The following is a 15,929-nucleotide window of genomic DNA, read 5'->3' as shown; positions in this document are numbered from 1 at the left end:
ACATGCACTACTACAACCACCACCGCATCAAGAGCAAATTAAAAGGACTGAGCCCTGTGCAATACAGAACTCAGTCCTTGAGGCCTTAACCGGCTATTGACCGTCCAACTTTATGGGGTCAGTTCAACGGTGCAAACCGGTGCGAGGTTTTTTTTGCTCCCGGGCGAGAGCCGGATCAGGCTGCGAAACCGCCGTCGATGGTCAGGTTCGCGCCGGTGATGTAACCCGATTCCGGACCGGCGAGATAGGCCACGAAGCTGGCGATTTCCTCGGCCTTGCCGTAGCGCGGCAGGGCCATCAGGCCGGTCAGGGCGGCAGCGAAGTCACCGCTGGCCGGGTTCATGTCGGTATCGACCGGACCGGGCTGCACGTTGTTGACGGTGATGCCACGCGGACCCAGGTCGCGTGCCAGGCCCTTGGTCAATCCCACCAGGGCCGACTTGCTCATCGCATACACGGCGCCGCCGGCGAAGGGGATGCGTTCGGCGTTGGTGCTGCCGATGCTGATGACGCGACCGCCGTCGCCCATGTAGCGGGCGGCTTCCTGGGTGGCGACGAAGACGCTGCGCACGTTCACGGCGAGGGTGCGGTCCAGATCTTCCAGCTTGAATTCATCGATCGGGCCCATGGCCAGCACGCCGGCATTGTTCACCAGGATATCGAGACGACCGAAGGTTTCTGCAGCCAGGCGAATGGCTTGCTGCAGGGCGGTCGCGTCCGAGCTGTCGGCCTGGATGGCCAGGGCGCGGCCACCGGCGGCTTCCACGCTGCTGACCAGGGCTTGCGCCTTGTCCGGCGAGCTGACGTAGGTGAAGGCCACGGTGGCGCCTTCGGCGGCCAGACGCTGCACGATGGCTGCGCCGATGCCGCGCGAACCGCCCTGGACGAAGGCAACCTTGGACACCAGGGTGTTGTGGGAAGTCGTAGTGATTTGCTTGGTCATGATCTTGCTCCTTGGATAGATGCGTAAGTGATTGCGTAGGGTTGAACCCGTTGGCGCGTTTCTGTTTGCGTCTGGGTTGAAGCAAGTATCGGCGTTTGATTATGTTGCGACTAGCCGGCAATCACTATCTTCTTTTTAAACCAATGGTTTAGAATCCGCCCATGGAAACCATGACCAGCATCGAATGCTTCGTCGCTGCGGCCAATGCCGGCAGCTTTTCGGCGGCAGCCCGCCAGCTAGGCCTGACCTCGGCCGCGGTCGGCAAGAACGTGGCCAGGCTGGAATCATCATTGGGGGTGCGCCTGTTCCACCGCAGTACCCGCAAGCTGTCGCTGACCGAGGCAGGCGAGCGCTTCCTGCAGGAGGTGGCCGGCGGGCTGCAGGCCATCCGCAGCGCCGTGGCCAACCTGGCCAGCGCCGGCGGGCAGCCGGCCGGCACGCTCAAGGTCAGCATGGGAACGGGGTTCGGGCGCCAGTACATCCTGCCCTTGCTGGGGGAATTCCTGGGCCGCTATCCGGGCATCCAGCCGGACTGGCATTTCGAGAACCGGCCGGTGGATCTGATCACGGAAGGATTCGATGCCGCCATTGCCGGCGGTACCGAACTCTCGCCCGGGGTGGTGGCGCGCGAACTGGCGCCGGCACACCGGGTATTGCTGGCTTCGCCGGCCTATCTGGAAGCGCACCCGGCGCTGCACTCGCCGGCCGATCTGGCCGACCATGCCGGCGTGCTGATCCGCTCGCCGCAGACCGGGCGCATCCGCCCGTTCTCGCTGCGCGACCGCCATGGCCAACAGGCGCCGGTGACCTTGCAACAACGGATGACCATGAGCGACGCCAACGCCGCCTGCGAGGTGGCCGAGGCCGGACTGGGCATCACCCTGGTCTCGATGCCGCACGCCCTGATCTACCTGGATCGCGGCACCCTGGTGCGGGTATTGCCGGACTGGTACGTCGATACCGGCATGCTGTCGCTGTATTTCACGGCGGCACGGCTGTTGCCGGCCAAGACCCGGGTCTTCGTCGATTTCGTGGTGGAACATTTCCGCCAGCAGCGGCTGGCGCAGCGCTTCAACGCACTGGGCTGAAGATCGTCCTCAAGCCTTGCCCTGCCGGGTGGCGCGCATGCCGCCGCCGATATTGCTGCCGGCATCGTGCGACAGACCACGGTAGCCGATCACCGAGACCAGCGTCACCAGGCCGGCCATCGCGAAGGCCCACTGGAAGTCGCCCAGCGTAAAGTGGGCGCCGCTGGCGTCCACCTCTTCCCCGCGCAGATAGGCCGCCACGCGCAAGGCCAGCGCGCCAAAGGCGATGCCCATGCCGATGGTCATCTGCTGCGCCACGCTCCAGAGCGTGCTGGCGGAGGATTTGCGGGCATCGCTGATGTCGGCATAGGCCAGCGTGGCGAGCGTGGAAAACTGCATCGAGCGCGACAGGCCGTAACAGAAGATCACCCCCAGGATCACCGGCAAGGGCGTGCCCGGCGTGAGCAGGCCGCAGGCAATGATGAGACAACCGGCGATGGCGGCATTGTTCAGCGCCACGCTGCGGAAACCAAAACGCTGCAGGATGCGCGTGGTGAACGCCTTCATGCCCAGGTTGCCCAGGGCGGTCGCCAGCAGCAACAGCCCCGACTGGAACGCCGTGAGACCGAACCCGATCTGGAACATCAGAGGCATCAGGTAAGGCACCGCATCCACACCGATGCGCGTGAGCGAACCGGTCAGCACCGTCACCGAATAGGTCGGAATGCGCAGATTGGAAAAGTCCAGCAGCGGATGTTCGATGCGCTGCATGTGCCACCAGGCGCACCCGCCCAGCACCACCCCCAGGGCCACGAAGCCCAGCGCTACCTTGATTTTGGATTCCATGTGGCTGGCGATCTCGGTGCCATACAGCAGCGAGGTCAGCGCCGCGCCCGAGAGCAGGAAGCCGATCAGGTCCAGCGGCCGCCGGCTGTGGCCATGCTCGTTGCGCACCACCGTCATCACCGCGATGAAAGCGGCGATACCGAACGGCACATTCATCAGGAAGATCCAGTGCCACGAGGCATAGGTGGTGATGAAGCCACCGATGGATGGCCCCACCACCGGCGCCACGATGGCCGGCCAGGTGATGGTGGCAATGGCCTTCATCAACCGCTCCTTGCCGGTGCTGCGTACCACGATCATGCGCCCGACCGGCACCATCATGGCGCCGCCCAATCCCTGCAAAACCCGCGCCGCCGTGAATTGCCAGACATTCTCCGAATACCCGCACAGGATGGACGCCAGGGTGAAGATGACGATGGCCATGCCGAACACGGTACGCGACCCGAAGCGGTCCGCCACCCAGCCACTGATGGGGATGAACACCGCCAGCGTGAGCATATAGGCGGTCATGCCCAGGCTCAGTTCGTTGGGACCGACACCGAAGGACTGCGCCATCTGCGGCAAGGCCGTGGCGATGATGGTGGTGTCCAGGTACTCCATGAAGAAGGTCGCCGCCACGATGTAGGGCAACATGCGCACGCGCGCGTCCGGCAAGCTGTTGTCGTTGGTTCCCACGTCCTCTATCCCTGTCTGCTGGTCCGACATGCGAAACGCCGGCATGTGCCGGCGCTTCTTTTCGAAATTATTTATATCATTTACAAAACCGGCCCTGCATCAATAGAACCTCAGCACATGCATCAGCACCTGGATCACGATGATGCCGCCGATCAGCCCGCCGCCAAAATAGACGATCACCCCGAGCAACATGTTGGTGCGACGCTGCTCGGCCAGGAGCTTGCGCATCAGTTCGGTATTCTGCGGCTGTCCTTCGCCGTTGGTGTAGCGGGTCAGCGCCTGGTGTGCCAGACGCGGCAGCTCGGGCAGCAGACGGCTGTAGCGCGGCACCTCGACCTTCAATTGCTCGACGAAACCACGCCAGCCGATCTGCTCGCTCATCCAGCGTTCCAGATAGGGCTTGGCAGTCTTCCACAAGTCCAGGTCGGGATCGAGCTGGCGGCCCAGGCCTTCGACGTTGAGCAGGGTCTTCTGCAGCAGCACCAGTTGCGGCTGCACCTCGACATTGAAACGGCGCGAGGTCTGGAACAGGCGCAGCAGCACCTGGCCGAAGGAGATGTCCTTCAGCGGGCGATCGAAGATGGGTTCGCAGCAGGCGCGCACGGCCGCTTCCAGTTCATCGACGCGGGTATCCTTGGGCGCCCAGCCGGATTCGATGTGGGCCTCGGCCACGCGCTTGTAGTCGCGACGGAAGAAGGCCAGGAAATTCTGCGACAGGTAATCCTTGTCGAAATCGTTGAGCGTGCCGACGATGCCGAAGTCCAGTGCGATGTAGCGACCGAAGGTTTCCGGCGCCACCGAGACCAGGATATTGCCGGGGTGCATGTCGGCATGGAAGAAGCCATCGCGGAACACCTGGGTGAAGAAGATCTCCACGCCGTCCCGCGACAGCTTGGACAGGTCCACCCCTTCCGCACGCAGGCGCTCGGTCTGCGAGATGGGAATGCCATGCATGCGCTCCATCACGATCACCGAGGGCGAGCAGTAATCCCAGTACATCTCCGGGACCATCAGCAGCGTGGATTCGGCAAAGTTGCGGCGCAGCTGGCTGGCGTTGGCGGCTTCGCGCATCAGGTCCAGTTCGTCGTGCAGGTACTTGTCGAACTCGCCCACGACTTCCTTGGCCTTGAGGCGGCGGCCATCCGCCCACAGACGCTCCAGCCAGTCGGCGGCCACGTGCATGAGACCGATGTCGTGGTCGATGATGTCGCGCATGCCGGGGCGCAGCACCTTGACCGCGACTTCCTTGCCATCCTTCAGGGTGGCGAAGTGGACCTGGGCAATCGAGGCCGAGGCCACCGGGGTGCGTTCGAAGCTGGCGAAGAGCAGGTCCGGATGGGCACCCAGCGATTTCTCGATCTGCCTGACGGCCAGTTCGGATTCGAACGGTGGCACGCGGTCCTGCAGCAGCGTGAGTTCGTTGGCGATGTCGGGCGGCATCAGGTCGCGCCGGGTCGACAGCACCTGGCCGAACTTGATGAAGATGGGACCCAGGTCTTCCAGTGCGCGACGCAAGCGCTCGCCGCGTGGCGCCGACAGGTCGCGCCAGAAGAAGATGCGGTTGACGATGCGGGCGAAGCGCGGCGGCGCGAATTCGGAGGCGACGATTTCATCCAGGCCATAGAGAATGGCGACGCGGATGATCTTGAGCAGACGCATGGAACGCAGCAGCATTTAGCGACGCTCCAGTTTCTCGATGCGCTTGGACAGACGTTCCAGGTCATCGCGCAGGCGCACGACGTCGGCAGAAAAGTCCTGCAGCTGGCGGGGGCGGATCAGCATCGGTTGTTCTTCCAGGAAATACTCGGCCAGGTTTTCGGTCAGCTTGCGCTGGGTGGTGCGGGCAGCTTCGAACAGGCCGCGCGCGCCGGAGACGATGCGGGTGGCGGCGACATCGCCGACCACGCGTGACAGGTCATCCTCGGCATCCCAGCGCAGCTTCTGGCTCAGTTGCGAAATGGCATTGGCAAAATCGGCATCGCCCTCCAGCTTGACGTAGGACACGGCGCGTTCGCGGTTGGCGGCGATCAGCGGCAGGTCCGACAGTTTCAGGCGGATGGTGACATTGGCCGGCGCGTCGGCGGGGACATCCTGCAGGTAGCCGTCACCGGCCACCTTCAGGCGCAACTGCATGACGCCGGTATCGATGCAGGCGACCTTGCCGGCATGGGTGATGAGGGTATTGCGCGCCCACGGCTCCTGCGCCAGCAGATGGTTGATCACCGCCGCAGCGGGTTTCATCGGGTCGAGGGCCAGGGTGGACGGGTCGGGCAGCACGGACATGGGTTCCAGAGACGGGTTGAGCCGGGGACAGCAATAAGAACGCGGAAGCGGCGAAGAATTCACCAATATTCAGCTCCGCAAAAACAAAACCGCCCGATCAAGCGGGCGGTCTCAAGTGTAACAGCTTGGCGCGCCGGCAAGGTTCACGCGCCGCGTGTTCCTTGATCCAGCGCCGCCCGGCGCCGCTACACCTGCTGGATACCGGCCAGCACCCAGCCGCCGCTGCCGTTGAGCGGCTTGGACAGGTTCCAGATCTCGGCGAAGGGCTCGGCCGAGGCGTCCGGAGCTTCCTTGATCAGCCCCTGGAAGCGCACGGTGGCGAGGTAATCGAAGGCCATGGTCTCGATGCCCAGCAGTTCGGCATCCAGCTGCACGACATCGGTGGCATTGGGCGCGGCACCGCGTTCGGTGAGCTGCATGCGCAGTTCGGCGAACATTTCCGGCGTGGTGAATTCACGGATGTCATTGGCATCGGCGCGATCCCAGGCGGCTTGCAAGCGGATGAAGTAGGTCTTGGCATTGCGTACGAAACCGGCAGTGTCGAAGCCCTCAGGGATGCCCCAGTGCTGGATCTGCGCGGGTTGACCAGTGCCACCGTAGCCACCATGGCCGCTGCCTTGCAGCGCAGCCGGGGAACTGCCTGGGAAGGCTGGCGGCGGGTTGATGTCACGCAGGCCGGAGCCGATTTCTGGTGTCGCACCGGCGGCGCTGCCGATGGGGCTCACGCCCGGCATCGGCGTGGCATAGGCCGGATTGCTGTTCTGCGCCTCGCGACCACGGGCAAACATGCGGATCAGGAAGATCACCGCCGCGCACAGCAAGGCGATGGTCAACAGAGAACCCAGCATGCCACCCAGCGCACCGCCGATGCCGAAGTGCGACATCAGCGCGCCCAGGCCGAAGCCCAGCAAGGCGCCACCCAGCACGTTGCGCCAGGGGCTGGCAGGCTTGGGCAGGGGGGCGCTTTGCGGCGTGGCAGCTGGCGTCGCGGGCCGATAAGGGGTGGCGGCAGGCTGACTGTAAGACGGCGAAGACGGTGCCGCCTGACGCGAATAATTGGACGATTGCTTGCCGAAGGAACCACCGCCGCCCAGGCGCTTGGCCTCGGCCGGTGACGTGAGCAGGGCTAGCGAAGTCATCGCCAGCAGCAGTGCGAGCAGGAATTTTTTCATGGCTTACCTCTTGTGGATGTTGCCGTCAGTGCGGGCTGTCGGGGCGCAAAGCAGATTGGCGATCCGACAGGGCCATTGTCACCCGGCAAAATTAAGCCAGCCTTAATGCCGGGCCACGCCAGGTCAGCCGCTGCCCGCCTGGCTTACATCTTGATGCCGGTATGCAGCGCGGCCACGCCGGCGGTCAGGTTGAAATACTGCACGCGCTCCAGACCCACCTGTTCCATCATCTGCTTCAGGGTTTCCTGGTCAGGGTGCATGCGGATCGATTCGGCCAGGTAGCGATAGCTGTCGGCGTCGTTGGCGACCTTCTTGCCCAGCCACGGCAGGACCGAGAAGGAGTACACGTCGTAGGGCTTCTTCAGCGGCTCCCAGACCTTGGAGAATTCCAGCACCAGCAGCTTGCCACCGGGTTTCAGCACGCGGCGCATCTCGGCCAGGGCGGCATCCTTGTGGGTCATGTTGCGCAGGCCGAAGGCCACCGAAACGCGGTCGAAATAGTTGTCCGGGAAGGGCAGCTTCTCGGCGTCGCACAGCATGGTGGGGGTGACGATGCCCTGGTCGAGCAGGCGGTCGCGGCCCACGCGCAGCATGGATTCGTTGATGTCGGTCAGCCAGACTTCGCCGCTGGGACCGGCCTGCTTGGCGAAGGCCTTGGACAGGTCACCGGTGCCACCGGCAATATCAAGCACCTTGAAGCCGGGGCGAATACCCGCCTGGGCGATGGTGAAAGCCTTCCAGATGCGATGCAGGCCAGCCGACATGAAGTCGTTCATCACGTCGTACTTGGCGGCGACGGAGTGGAACACTTCCGCGACCTTGCGGACCTTCTCTTCTTCTTTGACGGTTTCATAACCGAAATGGGTGGTGTTGGTCATGGCTAGGCCTGTAACGTTGAAGACGACATTATAAGAGACCGGCCACGCTGCGGTTTGCCCTGGATCAGCATGGCCTTGCGGCGTTCAGTGCGAGTGGCCGCAGCCGTGACCACCGGCCGCCTCGGCCTGATGGTCACGCCCGCTGTCGCGGGTGAAGCCGGCCGCTTCCAGTTTCTGTAGATAGGTTTCCCACATCGCGGACTGGTCACGGCCGAGCTGGTAGAGATAATCCCAGGTGAAGATGCCACTGGCATGACCGTCCGAGAACAGCGGTTTGACGCCGTAGTTGCCGACCGGTTCGATGCCGCTGATCTCGACCTCGCGCTTGCCGGTCTGCAGCACTTCCTGGCCGGGACCATGGCCACGTACTTCGGCCGAGGGGGAATACACGCGCATGAGCTCGAAGGGCAGCGAAAACATCACGCCATCATCGAACTCGACCTCCACCACGCGCGAGAGCTTGCGCACCTTGAAGGACACCGGAACCGGAGAAGTCTGGGCGCTCATGGGCTATCCCTTGTGAAATGTGTGAAATCGGTGAGAAGAGAAATGACGCTGGCAAGCTTGCAGCATCACCCATCCGCGAAATCTGTGACATCGACCGCACCCGGACGCGATGGATCACGCCCGGTGCAACAAAGTCAGCGCAATCAGGCCGTCAAACCCGCCGCATCCAGCTGCCGGCGCACGGCTTCGCGCAGTTGCGGCAGCAAGGCGCGACGCGCGGCGAGGCTGGCGGCGTCGGCCGGCCGGCGCGGTTCGGCCCATACCGGACTGGGGAAATGACGATCGTCGAGGAAGCGCGGGATCACATGCCAGTGCACGTGCGGGGTCATGTTGCCCAGCGTGGCCAGGTTGACCTTCTCGGGTTGCATGACTTCGCGCTGCGCCGCTTCCACCGCCCAGACGGCGTTGGCCATGCGCGTGCGCTGGGTTGGCGCCAGGTCGGTCATTTCCTTGACGTGGGTGTTGCAGATCACGCGGCAAAAGCCGGGGTAATCCGGCTCATCGACCAGCACCACCCGGAACTCCGGATGGCGCCACAGCACTTCGCCGCCGTCACCGGCGCACAGTTCGCATGCAGGGGTCTGGCTCATCATGGGCTCCCGTGCTTACACCAGGATACGTTCGATGCCGCCATTGTTGGCGCGCTCGACGTATTCCGGCATCCAGTTCTCGCCCAGCAGGTGACGCGCCATCTCGACCACGATGTAGTCGGCAGTGGTGCCGGCATCCTCGTTGTAGCGCGACAGGCCCTGGAAGCAGGACGGGCAGGAGGTCAGGATCTTGACGTCGCCGGTGAAACCATCGGCGCGCACCTTGTCGCTGCCCTTCTTCATTTCCTCTTCCTTGCGGAAGCGGACCTGGGTCGAGACATCCGGACGCGACACGCCGAAGGTACCCGACTCGCCGCAGCAGCGGTCGTTCTTCTCGATCTTCTGCGCATCCACCGTGGTGATGAGCGAGTTGACCGTCTTCAGCGGATCCTGCAGCTTCATCGGGGTGTGGCAGGGATCGTGGTACATGTAGCGGGTACCGGTCACGCCTTCCAGCTTGACGCCCTTTTCCAGCAGGTATTCGTGGATGTCGATGATGCGGCAGCCGGGGAAGATCTTCTCGAATTCATAGCCCTGCAACTGGTCGTAGCAGGTACCGCAGGAGACCACGACGGTCTTGATGTCGAGGTAGTTCAGCGTGTTGGCCATGCGATGGAACAGCACGCGGTTGTCGGTGATGATCTTCTCGCCCTTGGCAAAGTCGCCGGTGCCGCGTTGCGGGTAACCGCAGCACAGGTAACCCGGCGGCAGCACCGTCTGCACACCCACGTTCCACAGCATCGCCTGGGTGGCCAGGCCGACCTGCGAGAACAGGCGCTCCGAGCCGCAGCCGGGGAAGTAGAACACCGCCTCGGTATCGGCCGTGGTGGTCTTGGGATTGCGGATGATGGGGACGATCTTGTCATCCTCGATATCCAGCAAGGCACGCGCGGTCTTCTTGGGCAGGTTGCCCGGCATCTTCTTGTTGATGAAGTGGATCACCTGTTCCTTGATCGGCGCCTTGCCGACCGTGGCTGCAGGTTTCTGGGTCTGCTTCTTGGCCAGCTTCTTCAACAGGTCGTTGCCCAGGCGCTGCGCCTTGAAGCCCCACTGCGTCATCACCTTGCGGGTGGCGTTGATGGTGGCCGGGTCGGTGGCGTTCAGGAAGAACATGGCCGCATTGGTGCCGGCGTTGAAGGACTTCTTGCCCATCTTGCGCAGCAGGTTGCGCATGTTCATCGAGACATCGCCGAAGTCGATATCGACCGGGCAAGGCGTGACGCACTTGTGGCAGACCGTGCAGTGGTCGGCCACGTCCTCGAACTCTTCCCAATGCTTGATGGAGACACCGCGACGGGTCTGCTCTTCATAAAGGAAGGCTTCCACCAGCAACGAGGTCGCCAGGATCTTGTTGCGCGGCGAGTACAGCAGGTTGGCGCGCGGTACGTGGGTCGAACAGACCGGCTTGCACTTGCCGCAGCGCAGGCAGTCCTTGACGCTGCTGGCAATGGCGCCGATGTCGCTCTGCTGCATGATCAGCGATTCGTGACCCATCAGGCCGAAGGACGGCGTATAGGCATTGCGCAGGTCGGCTTCCATGCCGGGCAGGTCCAGCAGCTTGCCCTTGTTGAAGCGACCTTCCGGATCCACGCGCTTCTTGTAGTCGCGGAATTCGCCGATCTCGTCCTCGGTCAGGAATTCCAGCTTGGTGATGCCGATGCCGTGCTCACCCGAGATGACGCCATCCAGCGAACGCGCCAGCTTCATGATGCGGGCCACGGCGACGTGGGCATCCTGCAGCATTTCGTAGTGGTCGGAATTGACCGGGATGTTGGTGTGCACGTTGCCATCGCCTGCGTGCATGTGCAACGCCACGAAGACGCGGCCGCGCAGCACGCGCTTGTGGATGGCCTGGCATTCTTCCAGGATCAGCTTGAAGGCGGCGCCCGAGAAGATCTGACGCAGTTGGGCGCGCACTTCCTGCTTCCAGGAGATGCGTACGGTGCGGTCCTGCACGACGTGGAAGACGGCGGCGCGGGGCTGGTCGAGCAGGCGTTGCTCGAAGACCGGCAGCATCTTCTCCAGGCCCAGTGCGGCCAGTTCGGCCTTGGCCTCGGTCAGCGGCTTGTCCAGGTTGGCCAGCAGATACGACCAGCGTGCGTGGGTCTGCTCCAGCAGGGTTTCAGCCTGGTGGACGCGGTCTTCCAGCATTTCGGCGGCGGGGATGTCGTCACCCTCAGCGTCATCGCTCTTGCCCAGCGGCAGATTGCCCTTGACGAAGAAGCTGTCCAGTTCGGCCAGCAGTTGCAGCTTGTTCTTGATCGACAGTTCGATGTTGATGCGCTCGATGCCGTCGGTATATTCGCCCATGCGGTTCAGCGGGATCACCACGTCTTCGTTGATCTTGAAGGCGTTGGTGTGCTTGGCGATGGCGGCCGTGCGCGAACGGTCCAGCCAGAATTTCTTGCGTGCTTCCGGGCTGACGGCGACAAAGCCCTCACCCACGCGGTTGTTGGCCATGCGGATCACTTCCGAAGCGGCAGCAGCCACGGCGTTTTCGTCGTCACCGACGATGTCGCCGATCAGCACCATCTTGGGCAGCACGCCGCGCTTGGACTTGGTGGCATAGCCGACCGCGCGCAGGTAGCGCTCGTCCAGGTGTTCCAGGCCGGCCAGAATCGCGCCGCCCTTCTTGGTCTCGGCGTCGAGGTAATCCTTGATTTCCACGATCGAAGGGATCGCATCGCGCGCCTGGCCGAAGAACTCCAGGCAGACCGTGCGGGTCTGCTTGGGCATCTTGTGCAGGATCCAGCGGGCCGAGGTGATCAGGCCGTCGCAACCTTCCTTCTGCACGCCGGGCAGGCCGGAGAGGAACTTGTCGGTGACGTCCTTGCCCAGGCCTTCCTTGCGGAATTTCTTGCCGGAGATTTCCAGGATCTCGGTCTTGAAGACTTCGGTCTTCTGGCCCTTTTCGCCGGGGTGCGACCATTCCAGCTTGAAGCGTGCCACTTCGACGTCGTGGATCTTGCCCAGGTTGTGGTCCAGGCGGGTCACTTCCAGCCAGTCGCCTTGCGGATCGACCATGCGCCAGCTGGCCAGGTTGTCCAGAGCGGTACCCCACAGCACGGCCTTCTTGCCGCCGGCATTCATGGCGACGTTGCCACCGATGCAGGAGGCTTCAGCCGAGGTCGGGTCCACCGCGAAGACGAAGCCGGCCTTTTCGGCCGCATCCGAGACGCGCTTGGTGACCACGCCGGCACCCGAGTAGATGGTGGCGTAGGGCTTGTCCAGGCCGGGCAGGATTTCCATCTCGACCGCGCCCAGCTGTTCCAGCTTTTCGGTATTGATGACGGCCGACAGCGGCGTCAGCGGAATGGCGCCGCCGGTATAGCCGGTGCCGCCGCCACGCGGGATGATGGTCAGGCCCAGTTCGATACAGGCCTTGACCAGGCCGGCCATCTCGTCTTCGGTGTCCGGGGTCAGCACCACGAAGGGGTACTCGACGCGCCAGTCGGTGGCGTCGGTGACGTGGGAGACGCGCGAGAGACCGTCGAACTTGATGTTGTCCTTGGCCGTATAACGACCCAGTACCTTGTTGGCGCGCTTGCGCAAATCATAGGTCTGACGGAATTCCTCGGCGAAGTCGGCGATGGCCTTCTTGGCCGCCTTCAGCAGGGCTTCCACGCTGGCGCTGCGGCGCTGGGCCTCGGCATCGCCGGCCTCGGCCAGATCGGTGGCCAGGCGGCGCTTGTCCACTTCGTTCAGGCGATGGTTGAGCGCCTCGATCAGCGCGGCGCGGCGCTTGGGGTTGTCCAGCAGGTCGTCCTGCAGGTAGGGATTGCGGCGGACCACCCAGATATCGCCCAGGACTTCATACAGCATGCGCGCCGAGCGACCGGTCTGGCGCTTGCCGCGCAGCTCGTCCAGCAGGGACCAGGACGCTTCGCCCAACAACCGGATCACGATCTCGCGATCTGAGAAGGAGGTGTAGTTGTAGGGGATTTCGCGCAAGCGCGGAGGCGTGGCGCCGTGCGGCGCGTCTGTAAGCAAGGCCTGGATCTGTGCGGGGGCGTTCATCTATGTATGAGGTCAATCTGCTGCCGGAGGAGCATTTTAGCCTATTGGCAAAACTCGCGACGGGATGGGCCGGTTTTGGGGAGCGACCGGACGACGTTTGCAGGGGCGGCCTGGCGGTGGAAAGCAATAGCCAGGCTCAATTGAATTTATAAATACAATCAATTTTAATAAATCAATTGAATAAATCTATACTTCGTTCAGACCTCAGGTGAACATTCCTGAACCAATACCAGCGAGGAGGCTCCCATGTTGCAAGCACTGATGACGGAATTCCTGGAAAACCTGGCCATTACCCTGGCCGACTATGCCCAATGCAAGGCGTGAGGAAGCGATCATGAACACAATGAACACCGCGACAACCTTCAGTGACACCGGCCTTTACCTGAAGCTCAAGACACGCCACCTGGCGGTACTCGGCGTGACGGCCACCTTCCTGGCCATCCGCGTGGTGGAAGGCTTGCTGCCTGCCTTGAGCGCCTGAGTTGACCGCGTGAGCGCTTGCTCCGGCCAGCCAGACGGCACCTTCGGGTGCCGTTTCCATTTGCGTCAGCGCTGACCTATCGACCCAGGGCCCGGATCACGCCAGCCAGCTCCCCAGCTTGTGCCAGAAGCCGTCCGGCACATTCAACAGCAGCCAGGTCATCAGTACATAGCGGATGAACTTGCCGATGGCCATGTACACCACCGAGGGCCAGAACGGCAGGCGCAGCCAGCCGGCCAGGGTACAGATGGGGTCGCCGATGCCGGGCAGCCAGGCCAGCAGCATGGTCTTGGCGCCAAACCTCTCCAGCCAGTGGAACCAGCGCGAGGAACGCTCCTTGGCGAAGGCCTGCTTGGCGCCATAGCCCATCCAGTAGTCGACGATGCCGCCCAGGGTATTGCCCAGCGTGGCGATCAGGATCACCGGCCAGAACATGTCGGGACTGGCCTTGATGACGGCGAACACCGCCGGTTCCGAGCCTAGCGGCAGCAGGGTGGCGGAGATGAAGCTGATCAGGAAGACCGAGGTCAGGCCGACCGTGGGGATAGCGAGGATATTGAGCAGCCAGAGGACGGCGGATTCGATCATGCAGGCGGAGGGTAGATTGAAGGCTGGCCGCGGCCAGGGGGAAATATGTTGCGAAACTTGCCATCCATCAAGCCCGGTCGAATGGCGCAGCGTGCATTCTAGCTGGTGCCATCGGGGCTGAATTCAAGAACTGAAGAAAGATTCACCCCCATCCGGAACTTGTCCCCCGGCTTGCCGGTGCCCTGCCCTGCGCCGGTGGGCTCCTTTATAATGTCCAGTTCCCCTGGACCGGAGCGGCTACCGCTCTCCGCGCCCAGGAGGAATCCCGACCGGCTTACCGAGCCGCTTTTTCCCTTTGCCTGATTGCGATATGACCGCGCCTGAACCCGCTGCTGCTCGCCTGACCTCACTTCACTGAAGACCGACATGAGTAACGATTATCTGAAAAAAATCCTGACTGCCCGCGTCTATGACGTCGCCCAAGAAACCCCGCTGGAACTGGCGAACACGCTGTCGCAAAGGATTGATAATCGAATTTACTTCAAGCGCGAAGACATGCAGAGCGTGTTCAGCTTCAAGCTGCGCGGCGCCTACAACAAGATGGCCCACCTGACCCCGGCGCAACTCAAGCGCGGCGTCATCTGCGCCTCCGCCGGCAACCACGCCCAGGGCGTGGCACTGTCGGCCGCCCGCCTGGGCTGCCGCGCCGTGATCGTGATGCCCACCACCACCCCGCAGGTCAAGATCGACGCCGTCAAGGCGCGGGGCGGCGAAGTGGTGCTCTTCGGCGACTCCTTCACCGACGCCTATGAACACGCGCTGACACTGGAAAAGAAGCAGAAGCTGACCTTCGTGCATCCCTTCGACGATCCGTATGTGATCGCCGGCCAGGGGACGGTGGGCATGGAAATCCTGCGCCAGCACCCGGACCCGATCCACGCCATCTTCGTGGCCATCGGCGGTGGCGGGCTGATCGCCGGTGTGGCCTCCTACGTCAAGGCAGTGCGCCCGGACATCAAGATCATCGGCGTGCAGACCACCGACTCCGACGCCATGGCCCGCAGCCTCAAGGCTGGTCGCCGCGTGGCCCTGCCGGACGTGGGCCTGTTCTCGGACGGTACGGCCGTCAAGCTGGTCGGTGAAGAAACCTTCCGCATCGCCAAGGAGCTGGTGGACGAGATCATCATCGTCGATACCGATGCCGTCTGTACGGCCATCAAGGACATCTTCCAGGACACGCGCAGCATCGTGGAGCCGGCCGGTGCACTGGCCGTGGCCGGCGCCAAAGCCTACGTGGAGCGCGCGCGTGCCAGCAAGAAGCCGATCAAGGGCGAGTCGCTCATCACCATCGCCTGCGGCGCCAACATGAACTTCGACCGCCTGCGCTTCGTGGCCGAGATGGCCGATGCCGGTGAGGCCCGCGAAGCCGTCTTTGCCGTCACCATCCCGGAAGAGCGCGGCAGCTTCCGCCGCTTCTGCGAGACCGTCGGCCCGCGCAACGTGACCGAGTTCAACTACCGCATCAGCGATGACAAGGCCGCGCACGTCTTCGTCGGCATCCAGGTCTCGGCCGCCGACGAGGCCGGCAAGATTGCCCGCAACTTCGAGAAGGCCGGCTTCGGCGTGCTGGACCTGACCCACGATGAACTGGCCAAGGTCCACATCCGTCACCTGGTGGGCGGCAAAAGTGAACTTGCCAGCGATGAATTGCTGTATCGCTTCGAATTCCCGGAGCGCCCGGGCGCGCTGATGAAATTCCTCTCCAGCATGAACCCGGGCTGGAACATCAGCCTGTTCCACTACCGCAACCAGGGTGGTGATGTCGGCCGCATCCTGATCGGCTTGCAGGTCCCCAAGAAGGAGATGAAGGAGTTCCGCGCCTTCCTGGCGCAACTGGGCTATCGTCACTGGGACGAAACCAGGAACCCGCTGTACAAGCTGTTCCTCGGCTAGCACCGCTGGCCGCGCCTCACCCGGGCGC

The 15,929-nt window shown here is 63.2% G+C and carries 14 protein-coding genes; 4 read left to right on the top strand and 10 right to left on the bottom strand.

Going from position 1 to position 15,929, the window contains the following annotated elements; genetic code table 11:
- Nucleotides 1-89, top strand: an 89-nt coding sequence (locus tag HBH1_RS23305) for an IS3 family transposase (protein ID WP_146012892.1), incomplete at its 5' end; no start/stop codon positions are given.
- Nucleotides 90-175: 86 nt separating this feature from the next.
- Here HBH1_RS23305 and HBH1_RS23300 read toward each other — a convergent pair.
- Complete coding sequence (locus HBH1_RS23300) at nt 176-943, bottom strand: 3-oxoacyl-ACP reductase family protein (RefSeq protein ID WP_077235929.1); 768 nt, start codon at nt 941-943, stop codon at nt 176-178.
- 161 nt (nt 944-1,104) lie between these two features.
- Between HBH1_RS23300 and HBH1_RS23295 the strand changes: the two genes are divergently transcribed.
- On the top strand, nt 1,105-2,031 hold the full coding sequence (locus HBH1_RS23295) for a LysR family transcriptional regulator (RefSeq protein ID WP_006465105.1): 927 nt from the start codon (nt 1,105-1,107) through the stop codon (nt 2,029-2,031).
- A gap of 9 nt (nt 2,032-2,040) precedes the next feature.
- Here HBH1_RS23295 and HBH1_RS23290 read toward each other — a convergent pair whose 3' ends face one another.
- From HBH1_RS23290 to HBH1_RS23255, 8 genes are all read right to left on the bottom strand, one after another.
- Nucleotides 2,041-3,522: an MFS transporter gene (locus HBH1_RS23290; protein WP_369878648.1), complete on the bottom strand. Its 1,482-nt coding sequence runs from the start codon at nt 3,520-3,522 to the stop codon at nt 2,041-2,043.
- Nucleotides 3,523-3,591: 69 nt separating this feature from the next.
- A complete protein-coding gene (ubiB, locus tag HBH1_RS23285) occupies nt 3,592-5,166 on the bottom strand; it encodes a ubiquinone biosynthesis regulatory protein kinase UbiB (RefSeq protein ID WP_102664561.1) in 1,575 nt (524 codons plus the stop codon).
- Entirely contained in the window at nt 5,167-5,775 is a 609-nt protein-coding gene (locus tag HBH1_RS23280) for a ubiquinone biosynthesis accessory factor UbiJ (RefSeq protein ID WP_006465108.1), read from the bottom strand.
- A gap of 185 nt (nt 5,776-5,960) precedes the next feature.
- Nucleotides 5,961-6,947: a Tim44 domain-containing protein gene (locus tag HBH1_RS23275; protein ID WP_102664560.1), complete on the bottom strand. Its 987-nt coding sequence runs from the start codon at nt 6,945-6,947 to the stop codon at nt 5,961-5,963.
- Nucleotides 6,948-7,090: 143 nt separating this feature from the next.
- A complete protein-coding gene (gene ubiE, locus HBH1_RS23270) occupies nt 7,091-7,825 on the bottom strand; it encodes a bifunctional demethylmenaquinone methyltransferase/2-methoxy-6-polyprenyl-1,4-benzoquinol methylase UbiE (RefSeq protein ID WP_102664559.1) in 735 nt (244 codons plus the stop codon).
- Between the two features lie 84 nt (nt 7,826-7,909).
- Nucleotides 7,910-8,332: a gamma-butyrobetaine hydroxylase family protein gene (locus HBH1_RS23265; protein ID WP_102664558.1), complete on the bottom strand. Its 423-nt coding sequence runs from the start codon at nt 8,330-8,332 to the stop codon at nt 7,910-7,912.
- 143 nt (nt 8,333-8,475) lie between these two features.
- The gene (locus tag HBH1_RS23260; RefSeq protein ID WP_102664557.1) at nt 8,476-8,922 is read right to left on the bottom strand and encodes an HIT family protein; all 447 of its coding nucleotides are present in this window, start codon (nt 8,920-8,922) and stop codon (nt 8,476-8,478) included.
- Nucleotides 8,923-8,937: 15 nt separating this feature from the next.
- A complete protein-coding gene (locus tag HBH1_RS23255) occupies nt 8,938-12,939 on the bottom strand; it encodes a DUF3683 domain-containing protein (RefSeq protein ID WP_102664556.1) in 4,002 nt (1,333 codons plus the stop codon).
- 334 nt (nt 12,940-13,273) lie between these two features.
- Here HBH1_RS23255 and HBH1_RS25285 point away from each other — a divergent pair, with 334 nt between their 5' ends.
- The gene (locus HBH1_RS25285) at nt 13,274-13,420 is read left to right on the top strand and encodes a hypothetical protein (RefSeq protein WP_166758461.1); all 147 of its coding nucleotides are present in this window, start codon (nt 13,274-13,276) and stop codon (nt 13,418-13,420) included.
- A 96-nt stretch (nt 13,421-13,516) separates the two neighbouring features.
- Here the strand turns inward: HBH1_RS25285 and HBH1_RS23250 are convergent, their stop codons facing one another.
- Nucleotides 13,517-14,008 (bottom strand): YqaA family protein, encoded by a 492-nt coding sequence (locus tag HBH1_RS23250; RefSeq protein WP_102664555.1) that lies wholly within the window; start codon nt 14,006-14,008, stop codon nt 13,517-13,519.
- A gap of 354 nt (nt 14,009-14,362) precedes the next feature.
- Here HBH1_RS23250 and ilvA point away from each other — a divergent pair, with 354 nt between their 5' ends.
- Nucleotides 14,363-15,901 carry a threonine ammonia-lyase, biosynthetic gene (ilvA, locus tag HBH1_RS23240; protein ID WP_255411916.1) on the top strand — a complete coding sequence of 513 codons (1,539 nt, stop codon included), beginning with the start codon at nt 14,363-14,365 and terminating at the stop codon, nt 15,899-15,901.
- The last annotated feature ends 28 nt before the right edge of the window (nt 15,902-15,929 follow it).

It is taken from the genome of Herbaspirillum sp. BH-1 (assembly GCF_002870055.1).
Taxonomy (GTDB): Bacteria; Pseudomonadota; Gammaproteobacteria; order Burkholderiales; family Burkholderiaceae_D; genus Herbaspirillum; species Herbaspirillum frisingense.
The sequence above is the reverse complement of the archived record's forward strand: the minus strand, read 5'-3'. Positions and strand labels throughout refer to the sequence as shown.